The 24,173-nt window shown below is 44.5% G+C and carries 27 protein-coding genes; all 27 read left to right on the plus strand.

All coding sequences use genetic code 11. The features are described 5' to 3' along the window. The first annotated feature begins 18 nt into the window (after window positions 1–18). The gene (fliM, locus tag EIZ58_RS09650; protein ID WP_240688998.1) at window positions 19–1,029 is read left to right on the plus strand and encodes a flagellar motor switch protein FliM; all 1,011 of its coding nucleotides are present in this window, start codon (window positions 19–21) and stop codon (window positions 1,027–1,029) included. Further along, entirely contained in the window at window positions 1,019–2,308 is a 1,290-nt protein-coding gene (fliY, locus tag EIZ58_RS09655) for a flagellar motor switch phosphatase FliY (RefSeq protein WP_134700384.1), read from the plus strand. Before fliM ends, fliY begins: the two co-directional genes overlap by 11 nt. 35 nt (window positions 2,309–2,343) lie before the next feature. Beyond that, entirely contained in the window at window positions 2,344–2,706 is a 363-nt protein-coding gene (locus EIZ58_RS09660) for a response regulator (RefSeq protein WP_134700385.1), read from the plus strand. Window positions 2,707–2,717: 11 nt separating this feature from the next. Continuing rightward, entirely contained in the window at window positions 2,718–3,341 is a 624-nt protein-coding gene (locus EIZ58_RS09665; RefSeq protein WP_134700386.1) for a flagellar biosynthetic protein FliO, read from the plus strand. Beyond that, complete coding sequence (fliP, locus tag EIZ58_RS09670) at window positions 3,331–4,086, plus strand: flagellar type III secretion system pore protein FliP (protein ID WP_134700387.1); 756 nt, start codon at window positions 3,331–3,333, stop codon at window positions 4,084–4,086. Before EIZ58_RS09665 ends, fliP begins: the two co-directional genes overlap by 11 nt. A 25-nt stretch (window positions 4,087–4,111) precedes the next feature. Further along, complete coding sequence (gene fliQ, locus EIZ58_RS09675; RefSeq protein WP_134700388.1) at window positions 4,112–4,381, plus strand: flagellar biosynthesis protein FliQ; 270 nt, start codon at window positions 4,112–4,114, stop codon at window positions 4,379–4,381. 4 nt (window positions 4,382–4,385) lie between these two features. Beyond that, window positions 4,386–5,168 (plus strand): flagellar biosynthetic protein FliR, encoded by a 783-nt coding sequence (fliR, locus tag EIZ58_RS09680; protein WP_134700389.1) that lies wholly within the window; start codon window positions 4,386–4,388, stop codon window positions 5,166–5,168. Next, on the plus strand, window positions 5,169–6,263 hold the full coding sequence (gene flhB, locus EIZ58_RS09685) for a flagellar biosynthesis protein FlhB (protein ID WP_370297644.1): 1,095 nt from the start codon (window positions 5,169–5,171) through the stop codon (window positions 6,261–6,263). Window positions 6,264–6,280: 17 nt separating this feature from the next. After that, window positions 6,281–8,317 carry a flagellar biosynthesis protein FlhA gene (gene flhA, locus EIZ58_RS09690; protein ID WP_134700390.1) on the plus strand — a complete coding sequence of 679 codons (2,037 nt, stop codon included), beginning with the start codon at window positions 6,281–6,283 and terminating at the stop codon, window positions 8,315–8,317. Next, complete coding sequence (gene flhF / locus EIZ58_RS09695; RefSeq protein WP_134700391.1) at window positions 8,317–9,543, plus strand: flagellar biosynthesis GTPase FlhF; 1,227 nt, start codon at window positions 8,317–8,319, stop codon at window positions 9,541–9,543. The genes flhA and flhF overlap by 1 nt, the downstream gene beginning before the upstream one ends. Then, the gene (locus tag EIZ58_RS09700; protein WP_134700392.1) at window positions 9,536–10,405 is read left to right on the plus strand and encodes a MinD/ParA family protein; all 870 of its coding nucleotides are present in this window, start codon (window positions 9,536–9,538) and stop codon (window positions 10,403–10,405) included. Before flhF ends, EIZ58_RS09700 begins: the two co-directional genes overlap by 8 nt. A gap of 15 nt (window positions 10,406–10,420) precedes the next feature. Further along, window positions 10,421–11,521 (plus strand): protein-glutamate methylesterase/protein-glutamine glutaminase, encoded by a 1,101-nt coding sequence (locus EIZ58_RS09705; RefSeq protein WP_134700393.1) that lies wholly within the window; start codon window positions 10,421–10,423, stop codon window positions 11,519–11,521. A gap of 7 nt (window positions 11,522–11,528) precedes the next feature. Beyond that, a complete protein-coding gene (locus tag EIZ58_RS09710; RefSeq protein WP_134700394.1) occupies window positions 11,529–13,565 on the plus strand; it encodes a chemotaxis protein CheA in 2,037 nt (678 codons plus the stop codon). Between the two features lie 12 nt (window positions 13,566–13,577). Then, the gene (locus EIZ58_RS09715; RefSeq protein ID WP_134700395.1) at window positions 13,578–14,063 is read left to right on the plus strand and encodes a chemotaxis protein CheW; all 486 of its coding nucleotides are present in this window, start codon (window positions 13,578–13,580) and stop codon (window positions 14,061–14,063) included. 1 nt (window position 14,064) lies between these two features. Next, the gene (locus tag EIZ58_RS09720; RefSeq protein ID WP_134700396.1) at window positions 14,065–14,685 is read left to right on the plus strand and encodes a chemotaxis protein CheC; all 621 of its coding nucleotides are present in this window, start codon (window positions 14,065–14,067) and stop codon (window positions 14,683–14,685) included. Then, on the plus strand, window positions 14,682–15,164 hold the full coding sequence (locus tag EIZ58_RS09725) for a chemotaxis protein CheD (RefSeq protein ID WP_134700397.1): 483 nt from the start codon (window positions 14,682–14,684) through the stop codon (window positions 15,162–15,164). Before EIZ58_RS09720 ends, EIZ58_RS09725 begins: the two co-directional genes overlap by 4 nt. After that, entirely contained in the window at window positions 15,164–15,568 is a 405-nt protein-coding gene (locus EIZ58_RS09730; protein WP_134700398.1) for a hypothetical protein, read from the plus strand. The genes EIZ58_RS09725 and EIZ58_RS09730 overlap by 1 nt, the downstream gene beginning before the upstream one ends. 34 nt (window positions 15,569–15,602) lie before the next feature. Continuing rightward, entirely contained in the window at window positions 15,603–16,373 is a 771-nt protein-coding gene (locus EIZ58_RS09735) for a FliA/WhiG family RNA polymerase sigma factor (RefSeq protein WP_134700399.1), read from the plus strand. Window positions 16,374–16,420: 47 nt separating this feature from the next. Then, a complete protein-coding gene (locus EIZ58_RS09740) occupies window positions 16,421–16,852 on the plus strand; it encodes a DUF6115 domain-containing protein (RefSeq protein ID WP_134700400.1) in 432 nt (143 codons plus the stop codon). Window positions 16,853–17,016: 164 nt separating this feature from the next. Then, window positions 17,017–17,715 (plus strand): 30S ribosomal protein S2, encoded by a 699-nt coding sequence (rpsB, locus tag EIZ58_RS09745; RefSeq protein WP_134700401.1) that lies wholly within the window; start codon window positions 17,017–17,019, stop codon window positions 17,713–17,715. A gap of 97 nt (window positions 17,716–17,812) precedes the next feature. Next, window positions 17,813–18,697, plus strand: a complete 885-nt coding sequence (gene tsf, locus EIZ58_RS09750) for a translation elongation factor Ts (RefSeq protein WP_134700402.1) — start codon at window positions 17,813–17,815, stop codon at window positions 18,695–18,697. Between the two features lie 103 nt (window positions 18,698–18,800). Then, on the plus strand, window positions 18,801–19,520 hold the full coding sequence (pyrH, locus tag EIZ58_RS09755; RefSeq protein ID WP_134700403.1) for a UMP kinase: 720 nt from the start codon (window positions 18,801–18,803) through the stop codon (window positions 19,518–19,520). 6 nt (window positions 19,521–19,526) lie between these two features. Further along, window positions 19,527–20,084 (plus strand): ribosome recycling factor, encoded by a 558-nt coding sequence (frr, locus tag EIZ58_RS09760; RefSeq protein WP_134700404.1) that lies wholly within the window; start codon window positions 19,527–19,529, stop codon window positions 20,082–20,084. Window positions 20,085–20,173: 89 nt separating this feature from the next. Next, on the plus strand, window positions 20,174–20,911 hold the full coding sequence (locus EIZ58_RS09765; protein WP_240689034.1) for an undecaprenyl pyrophosphate synthase: 738 nt from the start codon (window positions 20,174–20,176) through the stop codon (window positions 20,909–20,911). 16 nt (window positions 20,912–20,927) lie between these two features. Next, the gene (locus tag EIZ58_RS09770) at window positions 20,928–21,701 is read left to right on the plus strand and encodes a phosphatidate cytidylyltransferase (protein WP_134700406.1); all 774 of its coding nucleotides are present in this window, start codon (window positions 20,928–20,930) and stop codon (window positions 21,699–21,701) included. 21 nt (window positions 21,702–21,722) lie between these two features. Beyond that, window positions 21,723–22,862, plus strand: coding sequence for a 1-deoxy-D-xylulose-5-phosphate reductoisomerase (locus EIZ58_RS09775; RefSeq protein WP_134700407.1), 1,140 nt, complete (start codon window positions 21,723–21,725; stop codon window positions 22,860–22,862). A 34-nt stretch (window positions 22,863–22,896) separates the two neighbouring features. After that, a complete protein-coding gene (rseP, locus tag EIZ58_RS09780; protein WP_134700408.1) occupies window positions 22,897–24,144 on the plus strand; it encodes an RIP metalloprotease RseP in 1,248 nt (415 codons plus the stop codon). The last annotated feature ends 29 nt before the right edge of the window (window positions 24,145–24,173 follow it).

Raw genomic sequence — 24,173 nt, forward strand, 5'->3', positions numbered from 1 at the left:
AGCTTCGAGACAAAGGGGGTGGCCGCACTGTCATCGGAAGTATTATCCCAGAATGAGATTGACGCCTTACTTGCTGCGCTGTCATCTGGAGAAATGAATGCAGAGGAAATGAAAAAGGACTTCACGGAGAAAAAAGTCAGGCTCTATGATTTCAAACGAGCGCTGCGCTTCTCTAAAGACCAGATCAGAACCTTAACACGTATTCATGAAAACTATGCTCGATTATTGACCACATATTTTTCAGCTCAGCTTAGGACGTTAGTACGATTCACCGTCGCTTCCGTCGATCAGCTTCCCTATGATGAATTTATTCGGTCCATCCCTAAAATGACCATTCTGAATGTATTTGAAGCTGATCCCTTGGAAGGGCGCATGGTCTTGGAGGTAAACCCTAATGTTGGCTATGCGATGCTGGATCGGTTGCTTGGGGGACAGGGAAGCAGTCAAAGTAAGTTCACCGGGCTGACGGAAATAGAAACGATGGTGCTTGAAAGAGTGTTCAGAAAATCACTTCGAATCTATGCAGATGCATGGAAAGATGCGGTACCGATCGATCCGGTGCTGACCATGACAGAAACGAATCCACAGTTCATGCAAATTGTGTCGCCTAACGAGACGGTAGCCGTTATTTCCTTTAGCACAAAGATTGCAGACACAACGGGAGTGATCAACATTTGTCTTCCCCATGTGGTGTTAGAGCCAGTGATGGTAAAACTCTCAGCCCACTATTGGCTTTCCTCCCAAAAGAAGACAAGGGACAAAAAGGAAATGACGGTGTTACAAGAGCGTGTTAAAAAAGCCCACATCCCAATTATTGCGGAGCTAGGGACTGCAACCATATCTGTAGGTGAATTTATTAACCTTTCTAGTGGGGATATTATTCAACTTAATACAAAAAAAGACAGTTCAATGAATATTCGCATTGGTACAAAATATAAATTCCAAGGGCGTCCTGGTACTCAAGGAGGAAAAGTTGCCATACAGATTGACAAGGTGCTAGACGAAGGGATGGAAGAAGATGAACAATAGAGATATGCTTTCCCAAGCAGAAATCGATGCCCTGCTTCGTGAGAACAATCTGGACGAAAAAGCACTAAACGAAAATTTAAATATTAGTAATTACTTAACCCCCATGGAACAAGATGCCCTGGGTGAGATTGGGAACATTTGTTTTGGGAGCTCTGCCACGGCCTTATCCACGCTGCTAGGGCAAAAAACGGATATTACAACACCCACCGTGAGTGTGATAGAACGTGATCGGCTTTCTGAAGAGTTTCCGCATCCCCATGTCGCAGTTCATGTGGAGTATACGGAAGGCTTTAAAGGGCTAAACCTTCTCGTGATACAGACGGACGATGCGAAGGTCATTGCCGATCTTATGATGGGTGGCGATGGGACGAATCGAGATATTGAGCTTACGGAGCTTCACATTAGTGCTGTACAAGAAGCGATGAATCAAATGATGGGCTCGGCAGCTACCTCCATGTCTACGTTATTTAATAAACGGGTGGATATCTCCCCGCCTGGAATCGATTTATTTGATTTTGGAACGGATCAGCAATCCTATTCATTCCCGGAAGACAAGGTTTTTATTAAGATCTCCTTTCGATTGAAAATTGGAGATTTAATAGATTCTAGCATTATGCAGCTCCTGCCGGTCCATTTTGCGAAAGACATGGTTTCTCTGCTTCTAGGTGGAGGAAGTGTAGAGGAGGAGCCGCCGGTTCCTGTGCCACCTAAGACGCCCGAGATAAAGCCGGAGCCTCCCACACAGGCTGCACAGGGAGTCCCTGATCCCTATGGGCAGATGCCGCCGGCCGGTTATCCACCACCTATGTATCCACCTTACGGACAACCGCCGATGTATCAGCCCGTACCTGGCTACCCTTACGCACCACCCCTGTATCCGCCTGCGCAGCCCATGTACGGTGCACCTGGTTATCCGGGTACGCCGCCTCAGAATATGCCAAACGGGGGACAGCCGCCCAATGTCCATAATGCTCAATTTAGCCCTTTTCATACCCCTGGCGCCAATCCTGCCATGGATGAGCGAAACTTAAATTTGTTGTTAGATATTCCACTTCAAGTAACCGTGGAGCTGGGCCGCACCAAAAAACAAATTCGAGAGATTCTGGAGATGTCGGCCGGATCGATTATTGAGTTAGATAAGCTGGCGGGGGAGCCTGTTGATATTTTTGTTAATAACAAACTAATCGCTAAAGGCGAAGTTGTGGTTATTGAGGAGAATTTTGGGGTTCGCGTAACCGATATCATCAGTCAATGGGATCGAGTTCAAAAATTACAATAAACTAAATTTATAATAACTTGGAGGCAGAAACAATTATGGCAAATACCGTATTAATCGTTGATGATGCAGCATTTATGAGAATGATGATTAAAGAAATCCTAACTAAGAATGGCTACACGGTGGTCGGTGAGGCAAGCGATGGGGCGCAAGCAGTTGAGAAGTTTAAGGAGTTAAAGCCAGACCTCGTGACAATGGATATCACGATGCCAGAAATGGATGGGATTACAGCATTAAGAGAGATTAAGAAGCTAGACAGTTCCGCAAAAGTCATTATGTGTTCAGCGATGGGTCAACAGGCCATGGTTATTGATGCGATTCAAGCCGGTGCGAAAGACTTCGTGGTAAAGCCATTCCAGGCTGATCGAGTCATAGAGGCAATCAAGAAAACTCTAGGCTAGGGGAAAAAAAGATGATCATGTCACGGCTTAGCTTGATTTACTTAGCTTTGATTCTTATAAGTTTATTTTTCGGGGGAGCCCAGTTCCAACTGGCCTTTGCCGATAGCGAGCAGCCGATGGTTGACCAGGGGATAGGCAAAGAAGTGAATCAAGATCAGTTAGGAAATGTAGGAGCTGATTTTGAAATTTTGCCTTATCTAATAAAAGTTGTTTTTTTCCTCATTATTATTGGAGTTCTCATCTATCTTCTTATCCGATTTCTTTCCAATCAGTCAAGGCAGTCTCTGGGAGGGCTGCCTCTGCGTATTGTGGGAGGCGTGGCTCTCGGTCAGAATCGTTCTTTACAAGTGGTCCAGATCGGGCGGAAGCTTTATGTAGTAGGAGTAGGACAAGATGTTCGCATGCTGACCGAAATAGAGGATCAAGTAGAGATCGAAACTTGGTTGACTAAAGAGACGGAGACACCTAAGATGATAGATCTACTAATGCGATGGAAGAAACAAAAGTCGGAAGAGCAGAGTTTTCAATATATATTTGAGGATCAGCTTAGCCAGTTAAAGGAAAATCGGTCAAGAGCAGAACAAGTTCTTTATCAAGCAACGGAAACAAAAGAAGGTAGAAAACATGAAGGTTAATTGGCTCAAGGTTTTTCCTCTACTCTTGATCTTTTCCCATATGTTTAGTGAGACCATATTCGCTGCAGGAACCGTCATCCCCGGATTAGATTTAAATATTGGGACGAGTGATAGCCCGCAAGATGTTTCCACAACGCTGCAGATTATTTTGCTTATTACTCTATTATCCATTGCGCCTGCTTTGTTGATATTAATGACATCTTTTACGAGAATCGTCATTGTTTTATCTTTTGTAAGAACTTCTTTGGCCACACAGCAGATGCCGCCCAATCAGGTTTTGATTGGCCTAGCGTTGTTCTTAACTTTTTTTGTGATGGCTCCTACCTTTTCGGCGGTGAACGAGACAGCCTTACAGCCTTATTTAGCTGGGCAGATGAATCAGCAGCAAGCCTTCGAACAAGCTGCAGTCCCCATGAAGGAGTTTATGGGCAAGTATACGCGTGAAAAGGATTTGCTGTTGTTTCTTGAGTACTTGCAGCTAGAAAAACCTAAGACAATCCAAGAAATCCCCTTAACGGCTTTAGTCCCGGCTTTTGTAATAAGTGAACTTAAAACGGCCTTTCAGATGGGCTTTATGATTTTTATCCCGTTCCTTGTCATTGATATGATAGTCGCTAGTATTTTAATGGCAATGGGGATGATGATGCTCCCGCCAGTTATGATTTCCTTGCCATTCAAGATTCTGCTCTTTATCTTAGTGGACGGCTGGCACCTAATCGTTAAATCGTTACTATCAAGCTTTTAGATTCCACTAAGGTGAGGTGAAGCGGGTGTCTCCGGAAGGTGTAATTCAGATTGCAAAAAATTCGGTGTATATGATCTTACTCGTAACGGCCCCGGTGGTGGGAATCGGCTTAATGGTAGGATTATTAGTTGCTATTTTTCAGGCTACAACACAGATACAAGAACAGACATTGGCCTTTGTGCCAAAGATTGTCGCTATCTTGGTCGCACTCGTTGTGTTTGGCCCATGGATGTTAACTCAGCTCGTAGATTTTACGTATCATATCTTCAATAATTTATATCGGTTTATAGGTTAGAAGAATGAACCTGTTTTTTGCATTGGACTTATTTCCTAGTTTTCTATTAATTTTTGTTCGTCTTACTTCATTCTTCGTAACCGTGCCGATTTTTTCGTCGCGAAATGTCCCGCAATCGGCAAAAATTGGTCTAGCCTTTTTCCTAAGCCTTATTACGTTTATGTCAATAGGAATTGAACCTGTAGTGTTCGATGAAACCTATTTCCTGCTTATCTTAAAAGAAGTGTTTGTCGGACTGGTTCTAGGATTCATCGGTACGCTCATCCTTTACGCGATACAGACCGCAGGCGGGTTTGTTGACATGCAGATGGGATTGGCTATTGCTAGCGTGATTGATCCGCAAACCGGAGTGCACACTCCTATAATGGGTCAGTTTAAATATATTTTGGCTTTGCTTTTTTTGTTATCCATTAATGCTCATCATCTACTTATCAAAGGAATCATAGAAAGCTATAAAATGGTGCCTTTGGATCAGCTGGGTCTGAATCTAACCGAAGGTGAAATCACGCAGGTCATAGCTCAGGCTTTTTATCATATGTTTCTCTCCGCGTTTATGATTGCTGCACCTCTTGTCGTTTCACTTTTTTTAGTGGATGTTGCCTTAGGAATCGTTGCAAGAACGGTTCCTCAGTTGAATATATTTGTGGTCGGGATTCCGATTAAACTATTGGCAGGCTTCCTCATGCTGCTTATCGTCCTTCCAGGCTATTTCTTCACACTAAAAAATCTCTTTAAATCGTTAATCCAGTCAATGGAGGCTTTGCTGAAAGCCATGGGGTGGGGTTAGGTGGAACAAGGAAAACTATGGATTCCGGTCAATCTGCAAATGTTTGCAGGTGAAAAAACGGAAAAAGCAACACCAAAGAAAAAGCAAGAAGCTCGCAATAAAGGACAAGTCGCGAAAAGTCAGGAAGTAGCCTCTGCCTTAATCATGTTATCTAGTTTTTTATTCCTCTTATTCATGGGCCAATCCATGGCAGCGAATATTCTCAAGATGATGAGAGGCACGTTTACCGAATATGTGCATTGGGAGATCACCTCCACCAATATTCAGGTGATGTTTCATAATCTCTTGTTCGAAAGCGCCATGATCGTCGCTCCATTTCTTTTACTTGCTTTAATTATGGGCATCTTTTCAAACTATATTCAGATTGGATTCTTGTTTACAACCGAACCGCTGAAAATGAAGCTAGAGAAGCTAGATCCCATTCAGGGTGCGAAAAAAATATTTTCTCTGCGTGCCATCGTGGAGTTGCTAAAGTCTATTTTGAAAATTGTGCTGACCTCAACGATCGCCATCCTTGTATTAGGTAAGGCGGTGGACGAAATTATGGTTTTGTCACAAACGTCTGTAGGAAATGTTCTCTCGCTTGTTTCGACTTTGACTGTCCAAATTGGAGCGTTTATCGCCCTACTGCTATTGGTTCTGTCTGTACTAGACTATCTTTACCAAAAGTATGAACACGAAAAAGGACTGCGAATGTCCAAGCAAGATATCAAAGATGAATTTAAGAAAACAGAAGGGGACCCTTTAATTAAGGGGAAAATCAAACAAAGGCAACGGGAAATGGCCATGAGAAGAATGATGCAGGAAATTCCCAATGCCGATGTGGTTATCACCAACCCTACCCACTTTGCTATTGCGATTCAATACAAAGCGGGAGAAATGCAGGCGCCTAAAGTGGTCGCCAAGGGAAAAGACCAGGTGGCTTTAAAAATGAAAGAAATTGCCCAGCGCGAGAGCGTGATCATGATGGAAAACAAGCCATTAGCCAGAGCGCTGTATGCTCAAGTTGAGATTGGACAAGAAGTGCCGGAATCCTTATTTAAGGCCGTAGCTGAAGTTTTAGCCTATGTGTATCAGATTAGAAAACGAGCGTAGAGAGGAGGGGGTCATTCATGAAGCTTAAAGATATTTCCGTTCTAGTAATGGTGATTTGTGTGGTCATGATGATGGTGATCCCTCTACCTACTCTTTTGCTCGATTTTTTGCTAATTGTAAATATCTCGCTGGCTCTGACTATTCTTATGGTATCCATGAATACCAAGGAGCCCTTGGATTTTTCGATTTTTCCTACCCTTCTGCTATTGACGACTTTGTTTCGCTTATCCCTCAACGTTTCCACCACGCGCTCCATTTTGCAGGATGCAGATGGAGGCAGGGTGGTAAGGGCATTTGGGGAGTTTGTCGTCGGCGGAAGCCCCGTCATAGGTTTTGTAATCTTCATTATCCTAGTGATTATTAATTTTGTCGTCATTACCAAAGGATCTGAGAGAGTAGCTGAGGTAGCAGCACGTTTTACTTTAGACGCCATGCCCGGCAAGCAAATGAGTATTGATGCAGATATGAATGCGGGTATGATTACGGAGCATGAAGCTCGGGATAGACGTAAGAAAATTGAGCGGGAAGCTGATTTTTACGGAGCCATGGATGGAGCGAGTAAATTTGTTAAGGGCGATGCGATAGCGGGGATTATTATCCTTTTAATTAACGTTCTTGGTGGTTTTATTATTGGAATGGCTATACATGGTATGGGCTTTGCTGAAGCGGCTACAACCTTTACCTTGCTATCCGTTGGAGATGGGTTGGTCAGCTCGATTCCAGCCCTCGTGATATCCACCGCGACAGGGATCATGGTGACGCGGGCCGGATCCGATGGAAATCTGGGCGACGACTTGTCCAAGCAGTTATTAGCTTACCCGAAGCTTTTATTTGTTGTAGCGGGAACGATTGCTTTACTAGGAATTTTTACTCCCATCGGTCCCTACAGTACCATTCCTGTTGCCGGTATACTCATCTTCGGAGGCATGCGCTTGCAGCGCCAGATCGACCAAAGAGAGGAACTGGCCGCTCAAGCTCCTGAGGAAGACGCTGAAATAGAACAAGTGAAGAGCCCTGAAAGTGTTTTGGGGCTGCTCCATGTAGATCCTATTGAATTTGAATTTGGATACGGCTTAATCCCTCTGGCTGACACCAATCAGGGGGGAGACTTGCTGGATCGAGTCATCATGATCAGAAGGCAATGTGCTTTGGAATTAGGATTAGTGGTACCTGTGATTCGTATCCGTGACAATATTCAATTACGGCCTAATCAATATATGATTAAAATTAAAGGGAACATGGTAGCTGGGGGCGAGATTCTATTGGATCATTACTTAGCCATGAGTCCAGGGATTGAAGATGACAGTGTAATTGGGATTGATACCATTGAACCTTCTTTCGGTCTCCCCGCGCTTTGGATATCTGAGGATGTACGAGAGCGAGCCGAGTTAGCCGGCTATACCGTCGTCGATCCTCCATCCGTCGTAGCCACCCATTTGTCTGAGATCATAAAGAAGTATGCACATGAGCTACTCAGCAGACAAGATACTAAATCATTAATCGATAACTTAAAGGAGCAAGCACCGGCGCTTGTGGAAGAAGTGGTTCCGTCCATTATGTCGGTTGGGGATATTCAGAAAGTGCTGCAAAAGCTGTTAAAAGAGAAAATATCCATTCGAAACCTTCATGCGATTATGGAAGCATTGGCAGACTATGGACAATATACGAAAGACCCTGACTTGCTTACGGAATATGTGCGCCAGAGCTTATCTAGGCAAATTACCCTTCAATACGCTGAGCCTGGCCAAGCGCTTAGGGTCATTACCGCAGGACCAAGCTTAGAGAAGACGATCTCAGAATGTGTGCAGCAAACGGAGCAAGGGAGCTATCTGGCGATGGACCCAGACCTTTCTCAGAGAATCTATCAGATTCTTTCTGAACAGGTGCAGCGTTTAATGAATATGGGGCACCAGCCTATTCTTTTAACCTCTCCCGCCATCCGAATGTATACTAGACAGCTACTCGAAAGAATGTTTCCCGATTTACCCGTTCTTTCTTATAACGAAATTGAAGCAGATGTTGAAGTGCAAAGCCTAGGGGTGGTGAATCTATAATGCGCGTCAAAAGATATGTAGTGGATTCGATGCCGGATGCCCTCCAGCGAATTAAAGCGGAGCTGGGGAAGGATGCCATTATTCTCAATACCAAAAACATCAAGACAGGTGGATTTCTTGGCTTTTTCACTAGAAAGCAAATTGAGGTCATTGCTGCTATTGATGTAAATAATGGTCCTTCTTCTTCTACAGCAGCCCCGAAGGGGGCGAATGGATATTCTCCTGCTTACGAAGAAACCAGACCTCCTCAGCCAAGGGCCATGGCAAGGCAGGAAGAAAGCAAAAAAGAGGTTCCTACTTATGATCTGAAATCGATTGTAGCCAGAAAGGCCCCTATCTTTCAGGAGGAATGGCAAAAAGCTCCGGCAAATTTCCATCCAAGCTCGGTTGAAAATCCGCCAGAAGCAGCCCCTTTGCCCGCATCCATAAATGTAAACTTTGATAGCCTGAAGTCACAGTTAAGGAAACAAGACGTAGAAGAACAATGGATCGCCCAGATCCTGCAGCGAATGGAAACCCGGTATTCCCATACATTCATACAAACGGAACTTTCACAATTACAGCATGCAAAACTGATCATCGAGGAGCTATTAACGGAAAGACAAAAGGCTACTAGCCTTATCGGTCAGGATACTCGTATGGTAAGGTTTTTTGGTCCTACCGGTGTAGGAAAAACCACAACCATTGCCAAGCTAGCGGCAGAGGGCGTATTGAAGCATAAAAGAAAGGTAGGCTTGATCACAACCGATACCTATAGGATAGGAGCGGTAGACCAGTTGCGTACCTATGCGAATATTCTTAATATCCCGTTGGAAGTGGTCTTTCAGCCTAGTGAAATGGCAACCGCGATGAGAAATTTAGTTGACTGTGATCTTATTCTTGTGGATACGGCTGGACGCAACTACAGGAAGCAAGACTATGCACAAGAGTTGGCGCAGTACTTTCCAAGTTTAACAGGCGGGGAAAACTATCTTGTTCTGAGCTTGACTGCCAAAAATAACGACATGATCGAGATACTAGAAAACTTTAAGTGCATTACAGTAGAAAAAGTCATATTTACAAAATCAGACGAAACCCAAACCTACGGATCCATCCTAAACATGGTCATGCGTTATCATCTATCAATATCGTATCTGACGACAGGGCAAAATGTCCCTGATGATATTCGTGTTGCTGATCCAAGGAAAGTGGCTAATTTGATTCTAGGAGAAGATAGACATGTATGATCAAGCTCAAGGTTTGCGCGAGATAGTAAAGAAGCAAATCGATCAATCGTTAAAGCAAACCAGAATTGTAACGGTTACGAGTGGAAAAGGCGGAGTAGGCAAGTCCAATTTCGCCCTAAACTTTGCACTTGGTCTTATACAGGCGGGGAAGAAGGTAGTCATTCTAGACGTTGACCTTGGTTTAGCTAATATTGAAGTGCTCATGGGTGTTTCTCCTAAAAGTTATTTGCTAGATTTAATTGAACAGGATAAAACCATTTGGGATGTATTGGAAAAAGGGCCTAATGGCCTGGAATTTATCTCCGGGGGTACAGGCTTTAGCCACCTATTGGAATTAAATGAAGTACAGCTTAACCGATTCTTCGAAAAAATGGCCGCTTTAAACGGCTATGCAGATTTTGTCATTATCGATACAGGAGCGGGATTAACGAAACAGTCTCTTAGTTTCATTATGGCTGCTGATGATGTCGTGCTCGTGACCACACCGGAGCCGACTTCAATTACGGATGCGTATGCCGTCGTTAAATTGGTTTCTGCTCATGAACCGAGTGTCAAGTTTAAAATGGTGGTCAATCGAGTCGGGAATCCTCGCGAAGGGAAAATGGCCTTTGATAAACTGGCGCTTGTATCAAAGAAATTCTTAAACCTTGAGATTTCCTCTTTAGGTTATATGCACGATGACAGTCATGTGTCTAGAGCCGTAAAACAGCAAACCCCGTTTTTCCTTGCTTACCCGGGTTCTATTGCATCATTAGGGATTAAGGACTTGGTCCATAGCTACTTAGAAGGAACCGTTCAGAGCATACACGTTCCAAGAGGAGTTAAAGGCTTCTTGAAACGATTAATGAGTCATATGAGATAAACTTGGGGTGAGATGGTGAGAAAGATCAGGGTTTTGGTTGTTGATGATTCTGCTTTTATGAGAAAGATGATTTCCGACATTTTGTCACAAGATCCCGAGATTGAAGTGATCGACCGCGCCAGGAATGGATTGGAAGCGACAGAGAAGGTCAAGGCGTTGTTGCCGGATGTAGTCACCATGGATGTTGAGATGCCCGTAATGGATGGGTTAGCCGCCCTTGAGTATTTGATGAAGCATCACGCTGTACCGGTGGTTATGCTGAGCAGTTTAACGCAGGAAGGAGCAGCCGCCACCATGAAGGCTCTAGAGCTGGGGGCTGTAGATTTTATCCGGAAGCCCTCTGGATCTATCTCTCTTGATATTCATAAAGTTCAAGATCAAATCATCTCCAAGGTGAAGGCAGCGTCTATGGCTAAAGTGAATCGTCAGCCTCTTCCCCTGAGATCCAACGAACAGATACTTGAACCCATGAAATTCGACAATTTTAGGAACAAAGCTACATTTCCTATTAGTCAATCCGAACTATCCAATATAATACTGATAGGGACCTCCACGGGCGGGCCTAAAGCTTTGCAGATTGTGTTATCCTCTCTGCCCAAGGATCTCCCCGCGGCTGTGCTCGTCGTGCAGCATATGCCGCCCGGATTTACTAAGTCTCTATCACAACGGTTAGACTCTCTTTCTTCTCTTCACGTTGTTGAAGCGGAGGACGGAATGGAAATAAAAAAAGGAACGGTATACATAGCACCAGGTGACTATCATATGACGGTCAAGAAAAAAGGGTCAGGAACGTTACATGTGGCCCTAAACCAAGAGGAACCGAGAGCAGGACATCGGCCCTCTGTTGACAGTTTATTTGAATCCGTGGCAGCAATGAGTATGCCAACTACCTACGCCGTCATCATGACTGGTATGGGCAGTGACGGGACCAAGGGACTGCAAGCGCTAAAGGCAACAGGGAAATGCCAAGAGGCAGTAGCCGAGGATGAAACGACTTGTGTCGTGTTTGGAATGCCAAAGTCAGCCATCGCATCGGGGAATGTGGATACCGTTCTCCCTTTGTCGAAAATAGGAGCCTATTTAACAAAAGTAATCCATGGAGAAACGAAGGGGTGAACAATAAATGGATATGGAACAATATTTGGACATGTTTATAGAGGAGTCAAAGGAGCATCTTCAAGCTATAAATGAAAACTTGCTGCGACTGGAAGGCGAGCCGGGCAACACGGGGATCGTCAATGATATTTTTCGTTCAGCTCATACCTTAAAAGGTATGTCAGCAACCATGGGCTTTGAAGATATGGCTAACCTGACCCATGAGATGGAAAATGTACTGGATCAGGTTCGCAACGGAAAGTTGGGCGTAAAATCATCCATGATGGATACGCTGTTTCGCTGCGTCGATATCCTTGAATCCATGGTGTACTCCATTGCCCAAGGAGGGGATGGCCGTCACGATGTAACTTACGTTCTGCAAGATTTACGGAGTATCCTTTCAGGAGAAATCGTCCCATCCCCTCCTGTGGTTGCACCAGCCCCTTCTAGTGAATCGGGTCCTACGATGCCCTTTGATGATTATGAATGGACGGTAATCAAGCAATCGATTGATTCGGGCTTCTCGGTTTTCCAAATTGATACCGTAGTAAGAGAAAACTGTGTGTTAAAGGCTGCGCGGGCTTACATGGTATTTGATCAATTAGAGTCCAACGGGGATATCATTAAAGCAATTCCATCTGTTGAAGAACTTGAGGAAGAAAAATTCGATCAGCACTTTCAGGTTGTGCTTATAACGAAGAAAACCAAAGAAGAGCTAGAGAAGCTTGTCATGAGCGTGTCTGAAATTGAGTCGGTTTCCATACAAGAAATCGATGGTCAAGTGGCTTATACGGCTGAAGCTTCAATGGACATCGTGGAACCCAAATTAGAGGAAAGTACCCGTGTCGAAGAAGAAGTGCAGGCGGGTGAGTGTGTACTGGCAGAAAAAGAAAAAGCTCCTGTGCAGAAAAAAGTAGCAAGCGGAAAAACAATTCGAGTCGACATTGAGAGACTCGATATCCTCATGAATTTATTTAGTGAGCTTGTAATTGATAGAGGACGTCTGGAACAGTTATCAAGAGATTCTAAAAATCCAGCTCTCATTGAAACGGTAGAGCATATGAGCCGAATCTCCGGTGACCTCCAAAATATCATCTTGAACATGAGGATGGTGCCGGTCGAGCAAGTATTTAATCGATTCCCTCGAATGGTACGAGATCTGGCCAAGGATCTTAATAAAAAAGTAAACCTGATTATTGAAGGTGCGGAAACGGAATTGGATCGAACCGTCATAGACGAGATAGGGGACCCTCTTGTTCACCTGCTGCGAAATTCCATTGACCATGGCTTGGAATCACCAGAAGAGCGTGCCAAACTCGGTAAGGATGAAGTAGGCAGAGTTCTTCTAAAAGCGTACCACAGCGGCAACCACGTATTTATTGAAGTTATGGACAACGGAAAAGGAATAGACAGGAATAAAATCCTGAAAAAAGCGATAGAAAAAGGGATTATTCAAGATCCCCAAGGAATGTCGGATAAACAAGTCTATGAGCTGCTTTTTGCTTCGGGCTTAAGCACTGCAGAGAAAATTACAGATGTTTCAGGGCGCGGCGTTGGCTTGGATGTGGTCAAAACCAAGATCGAATCCTTGGGTGGCGCAGTCAGCGTAGATTCAGTCTCAGGCCAAGGGACCACCTTCCTCATTCAGTTGCCGCTAACGCTCTCTATTATTTCCGCCATGTTAGTGGAAGTGGAAAAGGAAAAGTTCGCCGTTCCTCTAAGCTCCATTATTGAGACAGCGGTGTTTAAGAAAGAGCAGATTATGCGGGCTCATCAGCAAGATGTCATCGACTTTAGAGGTCGAGTAGTCCCGTTAGTATCCTTGAAGAAGATTTTTCATATCCCCGATCAGATCCAAGAGAAAAAGGACGAAATCTCGGTGGTCATCGTGCGCAAGGGGGACAAAATGGCAGGATTGGTGGTCGATTCGTTCATAGGTCAACAGGAGATTGTGTTGAAGTCTCTTGGAAAATATCTAGTCAACGTCTTTGCGATTTCTGGCGCTACCATTCTTGGTGACGGACAAGTCGCTTTAATCATAGATTGCAATGCACTAATTAAGTAGAGGGGAATCTTGATGCTAACCAATAAGAGTGACATTGTAGAAGAAATGAAAGTCATTGTTTTTCGCCTTCAGGATGAAGAATATGGCGTGAATGTGAAGCAGGTAAAATCCATCGAAAGACTTGAAGCCATCACAAGAGTGCCAAAAACTCCAGCCTTTGTAAAAGGAGTCATTAACCTGCGGGGGGTCGTCACTCCCATTATTGACCTAAGAGAGCGGTTTGAACTTTTGCATGATGCTTCGAATACAGAAAATACACGAGTGATCATCGTGACGGTTAATGGTGTTGAAGTGGGACTTATTGTAGATTCGGCATCCGATGTGATTGATGTTCCGCTCAACGCAATTGAACCGCCTCCTCGCATTATCGGAGGAGTAGAAGTCGTATACCTTCACGGAGTGGCTAAGCTGGAGAATCGTCTTCTCATTTTGCTCAACCTCGATAAAGTGTTGGACGCATCTGAAGTGCAACAGCTTGAAGGCATTGAGGCCGTATAAGATGAACAAAGGCTTTGGCAATTTCGGTGAGTTTCAGTTTGACGTCTTGAAGGAAATAGGCAATATTGGGGCTGGACATGCTACGACAGCATTGTCGAAGCTCATCGCAAAGGATGTCGACATGTTAGTCCCTCATGTCCAGATTGTTGGATTCGATGAAATTGCGGATTCTGTAGGGGGGCCAGAAAAAGTTGTTGTCGCTGTTTTTCTGCGTATTCTAGGGGATATACCAGGCAACATGTTTTTTATTATGGACCAAAGCTCTGCCTACAGTCTCGTGAAGGAGACACTGGGAACGGAGCCGGCAGGAGAGGAGTTAACCGAGCTGGAAAAATCGGCACTCTGTGAGGTCGGGAATATTTTAATTGGCTCGTACTTATCCTCCTTAGCGGACTTTACTCAATTAAATTTACAACCCTCTGTACCGGCCTTGGCTGTTGATATGGCTGGAGCCGTCTTAAGCTACGGATTAATTGAGCTAGGACAGTCTAGTGACTATGCCCTGGCGATTGATACGGTTTTTTTTGAAGGGAGTGAAGCTGTGCAGGGACACTTCTTTCTGCTGCCAGACCCAGCCTATTTGGGAAAGATATTTTCGTCATTAGGAGTGCCATTAGAATGAACATTGTAAAAGTAGGAATGGCAGATCTTAATGTTGCAGCTTCTCCCGACCGCATCCGAACGACGGGGCTGGGTTCATGTGTAGGTGTAACACTATATGATCAAGTTTCAAAGATCGGGGGAATGGCTCATGTTATGCTTCCCTCCTCGAGTTTGGGCAAAGGTGAAGTAAATGTGGCTAAATATGCAGACACTGCTATTGTTAAATTAATAAAAGACCTGGAGAAAAAGGGAGCAAACCGTCGTCGGCTTGTGGCCAAATTAGCTGGTGGTGCTCAGATGTTTAGCTTCTCATCTACGAGCGATATCATGCGCATTGGTCCCCGAAATGTAGAGGCATGTAAGGAAACTCTGAGAAAGGAAGGCATCCGTATACTTTCTGAGGACACAGGCGGAAATTGCGGGCGCACCATTGAGATGGATTGTGCAACCGGAGAATTGCATATCCGAACGGTGAATCAAGGAGTGAAGGCAATTTAATGAATAGATGGAGTCTACCCTTTATTTTCGGCAGTGTCGCTTTTCTTTTTACCTTCATAAGTTCCATTGGAAACAATACATGGATGACCTCAATTGTGCGTTCGACGCTTGGGTTTGTTATTTTTTTCGTTTGCATGCTTGTGATTCGATGGTTCTTTCTTCAAATCCCAAGGAAGAATTCTGACACGAAGCGGGACGAGGAGGGTGTGGGAGTGCGGGTAAATGCGGAAACACCAGAGGAAGATTTACTGGGGCAAATGGGTTCCTATTCAGCAGAGGGACCAGGGGCAAAGCCAGAGTACAGCACGTTTACGCCTTTGTCCCCTCCCGTTGTAAAAAAGAAAAGTGCAGCGAATAATCCGGAAGATATTGCCAATGCCATCCGGGTACTTTCCAACCAATAAAAGGAAACAGATAGAGGGAGGAGGGGTTTGATCAATGGCACGAACCGTCGAAAAAAAGGCGTTTAACATCGACTTATGGAAACGCTGGCGTCTTGAAAAGGACAAAGAAGCTGAGGAGGAGCTGGTACAAGCGTATCTCCCTCTTGTCGGCTATGTGGTTGGGCGCTTGTCCATCGGTCTTCCGGGTACCGTAGATCGAGGAGACTTACAGAGCTTTGGGCATATGGGTTTATTGGACGCGATGAAAAAATTCGATTACGAGCGTGGGCTTCAATTTGAGACCTATGCGACTTGGCGTATCCGTGGCGCTATTATGGACGGGCTAAGAGAGTGTGATCTGATACCCCGTTCAGCCCGAGATAAGGCTAAGAAAATCGAGGAAGCCTATTTTGTCCTGGAGCAGCAGAACCTTCGGACGGTAACGGATAGGGAAATAAGTGCATACCTCGGGATTTCTGAAAAAGAGCTGGGACAGGTCTATGCGGATGCCTCTTTTGCAAGTCTGCTGTCGCTCAATGAACCTGTTCACGATGAGGAAGACCAAAAAAATCTGAGACAATCTTTGATCGTGGACGAGAAAGCAAAGGAGCCACAGCGAGCTTTAGATGAGGCTGTTCAAAAACAAATTCTCGCAGAAGCCATTGATCGGTTATCAGAGAAGGAAAGAATCGTAGTATCCCTATTCTACTATGAAGAATTAACACTTACAGAAATTGCGGAGATTATGGCCTTGTCCCCTTCCCGTATTTCACAGATTCACTCTAAAGCCCTCTTGCGTATTCGTGCCCTATTAAGCAAGAGCTAGAGCAGATCTTTAGCTTAGATATTTCATTGTAAAAAGTGGTGATGGCCATGGACGATTGGATATACCCCGTATTATTAGTCGGTATGTTGATTGGATTGGTCCTTTTTTTTGTCAAAAACAAAAAAGGAGCAATAGACGAGCATACTTATGAACTTATGCAGAAATTTGCGGATGAGATGGTAAAAGAAAATCAGCAATTGATGGAAACGGTGATCGAGCTCAATCGAAAGACTGATGTTAAGGTATCCCTTTTAATGACTCGCATACAAGAGCTAGAAGCAGAAGTAAGTCAGCTTCAGCAACCTCCCCCTGTGGAGGTGCCAGAACCACCACCAAGGGATGTTTTGCACCTGAGGAACCGATATCAAGAAGTGTTTGAGCTATTTAAAGAGGGAAAATCTATCGAAGAGATTTCAAAAAAATTGGGCTATGGCAAAGGAGAGCTTGAGCTGATCCTTCAATTAGCGGGGCATCGATAAGATCACAGTGTAAATGTTGCTTTTCAAAAACACATATGGTATAGTTATCAGCAGTGTAAAAATACACACGTTTATCAATTCGATCAAGGGTGCTATCTCAGAATAGTCTTGGTTGAAAATGAGGTAAACGGAGGAAACTAAAACCATAAAGGAGGTGCGTGAAGATGGCAGTTATTTCTATGAAACAATTGCTTGAAGCAGGTGTTCACTTTGGACATCAGACTCGTCGTTGGAACCCCAAAATGGCGAAGTACATCTTCACTGAAAGAAACGGAATTTACATCATCGATTTGCAGAAGACAGTTAAGAAGGTTGAAGAAGCCTACAACTTCGTGCGCGATCTTGGTGCTAACGGAGGAAAAATCCTTTTCGTTGGAACGAAGAAGCAAGCACAAGATTCTGTTAAAGAAGAAGCAGAACGCAGTGGCATGTACTATATCAACCAACGTTGGTTGGGTGGTACTTTAACTAACTTCTCTACCATTCAGAAGCGTATCAACCGTCTTCATGAATTAGAGCAATGGGAAACAGATGGAACGTTTGAAGTTCTTCCGAAGAAAGAAGTTATCCTTCTTCGCAAGGTAAAAGAGCGTCTTGAAAAGTTCCTTGGAGGTATCAGCAAAATGCGCGATCTTCCAGATGCTATGTTTATCATTGACCCACGCAAAGAGCGTATCGCTGTTGCTGAGGCACGTAAACTAGGTATCCCTATCGTTGCGATTGTAGATACTAACTGTGATCCAGATGAAATCGACTATGTGATTCCTGGAAACGATGATGCAATCCGCGCTGTTAAGCTATTAACTGCGAAGGTTGCTGATGCGATCATTGAAGGAAACCAAGGTGAACAAACAACTGCGTAAGGTTTAAGAAGGGTGGCCTAAGGGTGTAGTAACCCTTACCACCCTTTCTCTATGGGTATAAACAATATTCTAATACATATTATGAAGGAGGATCTTTATGTCTATTTCTGCAGGCATGGTTAAAGAGCTTCGTGAAAAAACGGGTGCTGGAATGATGGATTGCAAGAAGGCGCTTCAAGAATCCAATGGGGATATGGAGCGTGCAGCGGAAATTCTTCGTGAAAAAGGAATCGCGAAAGCAGCGAAGAAATCCGATCGTATTGCAGCTGAAGGTTTAACAGCGGTTGAAGTAAAAGGAAACTATGGTGTGGTATTAGAGATCAACTCTGAAACAGACTTCGTAGCGAAGAACGAAGAGTTCCAAAACCTAACGAAGGAAATTTCCGCTCACTTGGTCGAGCAACGCCCTGCTGATGTGGAAGCAGCTTTAGCTGGTGCTTTTGGTAACGTGTCTTCGCTAAACGAATACCTTAACGAAAAGATTGCCAAGATCGGAGAAAGAATCTCTCTTCGTCGTTTCACGATCTTAGAAAAGCCTGAAAACGGAGCTTTTGGTGCTTATCTACATATGGGCGGTAAAATCGGCGTGCTTGTTGCGCTTGAAGGTTCAAACGATGAATCCCTTGCTAAAGACGTAGCGATGCACATCGCAGCAGCAAATCCTAAGTACATCTCCCGTGACCAAGTGTCCCAAGAAGAAGTGGAAAAGGAAAAAGAAATCTTAAAAGCACAAGCGCTTAACGAAGGAAAGCCAGCTAACATCGTAGAAAAAATGGTAGAAGGACGCTTAAGTAAGTTCTTCGAAGAAATCTGTGTGAACGATCAGGCATTCGTTAAAGACCCAGATAAAAAAGTGGGCAAGTTGTTAAGCGAGAAGGGTGCAAAGGTTGCTGCCTTCGTTCGTTACGAAGTAGGAGAAGGTTTAGAGAAGCGTCAAGAAAACTTTGCAGAAGAAGTAATGGCACAAACGAAGAAGCAATAGTCAGTTGATAGGGGGACACAGGGTGTTCCCCATTTTTGAAGGTCCAGATTGCCACTTTTGACAAGGGCAATTGATTACTCATGGAAGAATTGGAGGGTCATACATGCCTCTACCCGCATATAAGAGGGTTGTATTGAAATTAAGTGGAGAAGCTTTGGCTGGTGATATGGGTTACGGAATTGAAGCTAAGGTCATAGCCTCCATTGCTGAGCAGATTAAGGAAATCGTGGAGCTAGGCGTACAAGTTGCCATCGTCGTTGGCGGCGGAAATATTTGGCGCGGGATTGCTGGAAGTGCTAAAGGGATCGATCGGGCGACTGCCGATTACATGGGCATGTTAGCTACCGTCATGAACAGCATGGCACTTCAAGATGGACTAGAAAAAGCGGGCGTACCGACTCGTGTTCAGACTTCAATCGAAATGAGACAAGTTGCAGAGCCGTATATTAGAAGAAAAGCGATTCGTCATCTGGAAAAAAATCGTGTCGTCATTTTTGCTGCCGGTACAGGTAACCCTTATTTTTCTACGGATACTACGGCTGCCCTGCGTGCAGCTGAAATCGAAGCTGAAGTGATCTTGATGGCGAAGAATAAAGTAGATGGCGTTTATAATGCTGATCCTTCGACCACACCAGATGCTGTAAAGTATGATCGCCTATCTTTCCTCGAGGTCTTGAATCAGGGCTTGGGCGTGATGGATTCCACGGCATCCTCCCTTTGTATGGATAATAACATCCCGCTTGTTGTTTTCTCGATCACAGAAGAAGGAAATATCAAAAAAGCAATTATGGGTGAAAAAATTGGTACAATTGTAAAGGGGTAATTGATTATGCCACAAAGTGTTATTCAAAATGCAGAAGAGCGCATGACCAAAGCTCTTGCCGCCCTGCGTAAGGAACTAGCAACGCTACGTGCCGGAAGAGCGAATCCGTCTTTGTTGGATAAGGTGCAGGTAGACTATTACGGTTCTCCTACTCCGATCTCGCAAATGGCGAATGTTTCCGTTCCTGAAGCGCGTTTAATTACGATTCAGCCTTGGGATCGATCCCAGTTGGGGCCAATCGAAAAAGCGATTATGAAATCCGATTTAGGCTTAACACCAACCAACGATGGTACGACGATTCGTTTAATGATCCCGCCGTTAACGGAAGAAAGACGGGCGGAGCTGGTTAAGCTGGCGAAAAAAGAAGGCGAAGAAGCGAAGGTTGCCATTCGCAATGTGCGAAGAGATGCCAATGACGCCTTTAAGAAGCTTCAAAAAGAAGGTACGATCTCTGAAGATGACCTGAAGCGATACCAAGATAACATTCAGAAATCTACCGATAGCAATATTCAGCAAGTGGATAAGATTGTGCAGGAAAAAGAAAAAGAAATCATGGAAGTCTAGTGACATCATAACGCCCCCATTCACGTGGGGGCTTGTGTATATTGCCTATTTTTGGGGGAAGACTTATGTTAAACAGAATTACCAAATGGATGCAAGGTAAAGAAGGGGAAGGTCTTTCGCTTGACCTTGACAATATTCCTCAGCATATCGCCATTATTATGGATGGTAACGGGAGATGGGCAAAGAAAAGAGGACTCCCTCGTGTGGCTGGACACCGAGCTGGGATGAAGACGGTCAAGGAAATCACACGTGCAGCTGACGATATTGGGGTTAAAGCACTTACGCTCTATGCTTTCTCAACTGAAAACTGGAAGAGGCCTAAGGATGAAGTGGAGTACCTGATGAGACTTCCCCAGGAATATTTGCTTTCCGAATTGAACGAATTGATTGAACAAAATGTTCAGGTTCGCATGCTTGGTAATAAAGATCAACTCCCTGATTACACAATGAATGCTGTTTTTGAAGCGCAAGAAAAAACCAAGCAGAATACAGGACTTGTTCTTAACTTTGCCTTAAATTATGGCAGCAGGGATGAAATGCTTCATGCGATTCGTTGTATCGCTCAAGAAGTGAAAAACGACAACCTAGATATCCAAGACATCTCGGAACAAACCATGAACCAGTACTTGTTTACTGAAGGATTGCCTGATCCGGATCTTCTCATTCGAACAAGTGGGGAAGTGCGGTTGAGTAACTTCATGCTCTGGCAGTTAGCATATTCAGAACTGTGGTTTAGCGAAGTCTACTGGCCTGATTTTACTCGCGAAGAATTTTATCAAGCCATATTTGAATACCAGCACCGCAGTCGCAGGTATGGCGGGGTCTAGTTGGAGTGGATAAACGTTGAAGACAAGAATCATAACTGGAGCGATAGGAGGGGCTGTGTTTCTTTCCCTTCTGTTTTTAGGGGGAGTTAGTTACGGAGTCCTCCTTTTTTTAATCGCGTTGGTAGGATACTACGAGTGGTTAAAAATGAATGAGATCTCGATCTGGAGTCTTTCCTCCATGGCAGGATTGGCCTTTACCACCTATTATTTTTTGCCAAGTCAAATTACAGGTGGTTTGACTGTTGAAGCTATTCTTCTACAGTTACTAGTCCTCCTGGCTATAGCAGTGTTAAGTAAGAATAAATCCTCCATTCACGAGGTTTCCTATATTTTTATGGGCTCAGTCTATTTAGGCGTTTCCTTGCATCTTATGTTAGAAACACGATTACTTGAGAATGGGCTTGTCTTAACTTTAGCGGTGTTGCTTGCCACATGGGCGACAGACACAGCGGCCTATTTCGTGGGAAAGGCGATTGGAAAGCGTAAGCTTTGGCCTGAAATAAGTCCAAATAAAACCGTAGAAGGGTCTTTAGGCGGCATTATTGTGGCTATTTTCGTTTTAGTAGTGCTCTCTGTGTTTACAGAGCAACTCTCTACTACTTATGCTTTGGTTTTAGCCTTGGCTGTTTCTACGTTTGGTCAGTTAGGGGATTTGGTAGAATCTGCAGTGAAGCGAACGCTTGGGGTGAAAGATTCAGGACAAATCCTGCCTGGACACGGGGGAGCATTGGATCGCTTTGACAGCCTGTTGTTTGTATTTCCAGTCTTACACCTATTGTCTTTAATTTAGACTGAGGAAAGGAGAGCCATTTTGAAATCCATATCTATACTTGGGTCGACCGGTTCGATTGGAACCCAGACCTTAGAAGTTGTTGAAGAGCACCCGGAACGTTTTCATGTTGCAGCCTTAGCAGCGGGAACGAATTGGGAAGTATTAGTCAAGCAGGCGAATCGCTTTCGACCTCGTCTGGTTTCAGTTGCAACCAAGGAATTAGCAGATAAGGTACGTCAACATATACCTCTAGATATTAAAGTTACATATGGTGTAGATGGCGTAGCAGAAGTGGCTACGCATCCACAAGCCGATTTTGTCGTATCAGCGATGGTTGGTAGTGTCGGGTTGGCACCAACGCTTCTTGCTATAGAAGCAGGAAAGACGATTGGATTAGCTAATAAGGAAACCTTAGTTTCAGCAGGGCATATCGTGATGAAACTAGCGGCCGAGAAAAATGTACAGATCTTGCCTATCGATAGTGAACACTCTGCTATTTATCAGTGCTTGCAAGGGGAAGATCGGAAAGCCATTAAGCGTATTATCTTGACTGCATCGGGAGGTTCTTTCCGTGACAAGTCAAGAGAAGAGTTGCATCAAGTCACCGTTGAACAAGCACTAAGCCACCCTAATTGGAAAATGGGGGCGAAAATCACCATTGATTCTGCTACAATGATGAATAAAGGCTTGGAAGTGATTGAAGCGCATTGGTTATTTTCTCTGCCCTTTTCTCAGATTGAGTGTGTTCTGCACCGAGAGAGTATTGTGCATTCTATGGTGGAATTTTCTGATCGGGCGATCATGGCCCAAGTTGGGACGCCTGACATGAAGATTCCAATTCAATATGCCATGACCCAACCGGAGCGCATTCCACTGCAAACACCTTCTCTTGATTTCAACCAGATTTTTTCTTTGAATTTCGCTCCAATTGATTGGAGCAGATATCCTGCATTGAAGCTAGCCTATCAGTGCGGTGAGATGGGCGCGACAATGCCCACCGTGCTAAATGCAGCCAACGAAGTGATCGTCGATCGTTTCTTAAAGGGGCTTATTCCTTTTGCTGAGATAGAGCCAAAGATTGAGAAAGTGTTGGAAAAGCATCAGATGATAGCCGAACCGCAGTTAGAGGCAATTTGGGAAGCCGATCATTGGGCACGAAGAGAAGCCAGCCTAGTTTAAAAAACTAGTAATTTAGCCGGAAAGGTGGGGTATTATGTTTGAGGTATTATCCATCATTCTTGTGTTTGGTGCCTTGGTATTTTTCCATGAATTAGGCCATTTAGTTTTTGCCAAGCGTGCAGGAATTCTATGTCGCGAATTTGCGCTTGGAATGGGACCCAAGCTGTTCTCATTTAAAAAAGGAGAAACTACGTATACGCTGCGCCTCTTACCCATTGGCGGTTTTGTCCGAATGGCAGGGGAGGATCCCGAGGTCATTAAGATTAATCCTGGGCAGGAAGTGGGTATCCTCGTCGAGAATAACCAAGTGGTTAAGATTATAGTGGACCCCTTAAGCGCATATCCACATGCTGAGATCATTTCTGTGGAAAGAGCTGACTTAGACCGTAAGTTGCAGATCGAGGCTTATGTTGACGGTGAGTTGAACAAGTGGTCTGTCCATCCACAGGCGCATCTCGTTCATCAAGGTCAAGAAATCCAAATTGCCCCATGGGACAGACAGTTTGGCAGTAAGACGATTGGTCAGCGTGCAGCAGCTATATTTGCTGGGCCTGCGGCTAATTTCATCTTAGCATTTATTCTTTTGATGGTGATGGCCCTGTCCTACGGCACCCCTGTTAACCAACCCATCCTAGGAAAGATTAGTGAAGGCGGTCCTGCCGAACGAGCCCAGCTGCAGGAAGGCGATCGCATCTTGCAAGTCGAGAACCAGGAAGTTCAAACGTGGGAGGATATCGTCAAAATCGTAAGCCAATCACCAGGCAAAGAGTTGATTTTTACTATTGAACGCAACAAGGAGCAGTTTAGAGTACCATTGGTTACGGAATCCGTAGATGTAGAGGGCCAGACGGTTGGGAAAATTGGCGTTTATCCGCCGGTAAGCCGTGAAGTGGGTCAATCGGTTCAATATGCTGGTGAAACGACATGGCAGTTTTCTACGTTAATCTTTAAAGGCCTAGGCATGTTAGTGACAGGCAAGGTATCTATGGATGAATTGTCAGGTCCTGTTGGGATATTCAACTATACCTATGAAGCAGCGGAAAGAGGAATAGCGATCCTCTTGAAGTGGTCTGCGATATTGAGCATCAATTTAGGGATCATCAACCTGCTGCCATTACCCGCGCTTGATGGGGGGCGTCTCGTATTCCTTGGGTTAGAAGGTTTACGCGGGAGGCCTGTTGATCCACAAAAAGAAGGAATGGTTCACTTTCTAGGCTTTGCGTTTTTGATGCTGCTGATATTAGTTATTACATGGAACGATATACAACGCTTTTTCTTTTAAATTAGAAGCTGTGCATGTGTTTAAGGAGG

It is taken from the genome of Ammoniphilus sp. YIM 78166 (assembly GCF_004522215.1).
Lineage (GTDB): Bacteria > Bacillota > Bacilli > Aneurinibacillales > RAOX-1 > YIM-78166.

Coding starts and splice junctions, on each gene's coding strand:
- fliY (WP_134700384.1), top strand. CDS start 1,019: ATGAACAATAGAGATATGCTTTCCCAAGCAGAAATCGATGCCCTGCTT.
- EIZ58_RS09660 (WP_134700385.1), top strand. CDS start 2,344: ATGGCAAATACCGTATTAATCGTTGATGATGCAGCATTTATGAGAATG.
- EIZ58_RS09665 (WP_134700386.1), top strand. CDS start 2,718: ATGATCATGTCACGGCTTAGCTTGATTTACTTAGCTTTGATTCTTATA.
- fliP (WP_134700387.1), top strand. CDS start 3,331: ATGAAGGTTAATTGGCTCAAGGTTTTTCCTCTACTCTTGATCTTTTCC.
- fliR (WP_134700389.1), top strand. CDS start 4,386: ATGAACCTGTTTTTTGCATTGGACTTATTTCCTAGTTTTCTATTAATT.
- flhA (WP_134700390.1), top strand. CDS start 6,281: ATGAAGCTTAAAGATATTTCCGTTCTAGTAATGGTGATTTGTGTGGTC.
- flhF (WP_134700391.1), top strand. CDS start 8,317: ATGCGCGTCAAAAGATATGTAGTGGATTCGATGCCGGATGCCCTCCAG.
- EIZ58_RS09700 (WP_134700392.1), top strand. CDS start 9,536: ATGTATGATCAAGCTCAAGGTTTGCGCGAGATAGTAAAGAAGCAAATC.
- EIZ58_RS09710 (WP_134700394.1), top strand. CDS start 11,529: ATGGATATGGAACAATATTTGGACATGTTTATAGAGGAGTCAAAGGAG.
- EIZ58_RS09715 (WP_134700395.1), top strand. CDS start 13,578: ATGCTAACCAATAAGAGTGACATTGTAGAAGAAATGAAAGTCATTGTT.
- EIZ58_RS09720 (WP_134700396.1), top strand. CDS start 14,065: ATGAACAAAGGCTTTGGCAATTTCGGTGAGTTTCAGTTTGACGTCTTG.
- EIZ58_RS09725 (WP_134700397.1), top strand. CDS start 14,682: ATGAACATTGTAAAAGTAGGAATGGCAGATCTTAATGTTGCAGCTTCT.
- EIZ58_RS09730 (WP_134700398.1), top strand. CDS start 15,164: ATGAATAGATGGAGTCTACCCTTTATTTTCGGCAGTGTCGCTTTTCTT.
- EIZ58_RS09735 (WP_134700399.1), top strand. CDS start 15,603: ATGGCACGAACCGTCGAAAAAAAGGCGTTTAACATCGACTTATGGAAA.
- EIZ58_RS09740 (WP_134700400.1), top strand. CDS start 16,421: ATGGACGATTGGATATACCCCGTATTATTAGTCGGTATGTTGATTGGA.
- rpsB (WP_134700401.1), top strand. CDS start 17,017: ATGGCAGTTATTTCTATGAAACAATTGCTTGAAGCAGGTGTTCACTTT.
- tsf (WP_134700402.1), top strand. CDS start 17,813: ATGTCTATTTCTGCAGGCATGGTTAAAGAGCTTCGTGAAAAAACGGGT.
- pyrH (WP_134700403.1), top strand. CDS start 18,801: ATGCCTCTACCCGCATATAAGAGGGTTGTATTGAAATTAAGTGGAGAA.
- frr (WP_134700404.1), top strand. CDS start 19,527: ATGCCACAAAGTGTTATTCAAAATGCAGAAGAGCGCATGACCAAAGCT.
- EIZ58_RS09765 (WP_240689034.1), top strand. CDS start 20,174: ATGCAAGGTAAAGAAGGGGAAGGTCTTTCGCTTGACCTTGACAATATT.
- rseP (WP_134700408.1), top strand. CDS start 22,897: ATGTTTGAGGTATTATCCATCATTCTTGTGTTTGGTGCCTTGGTATTT.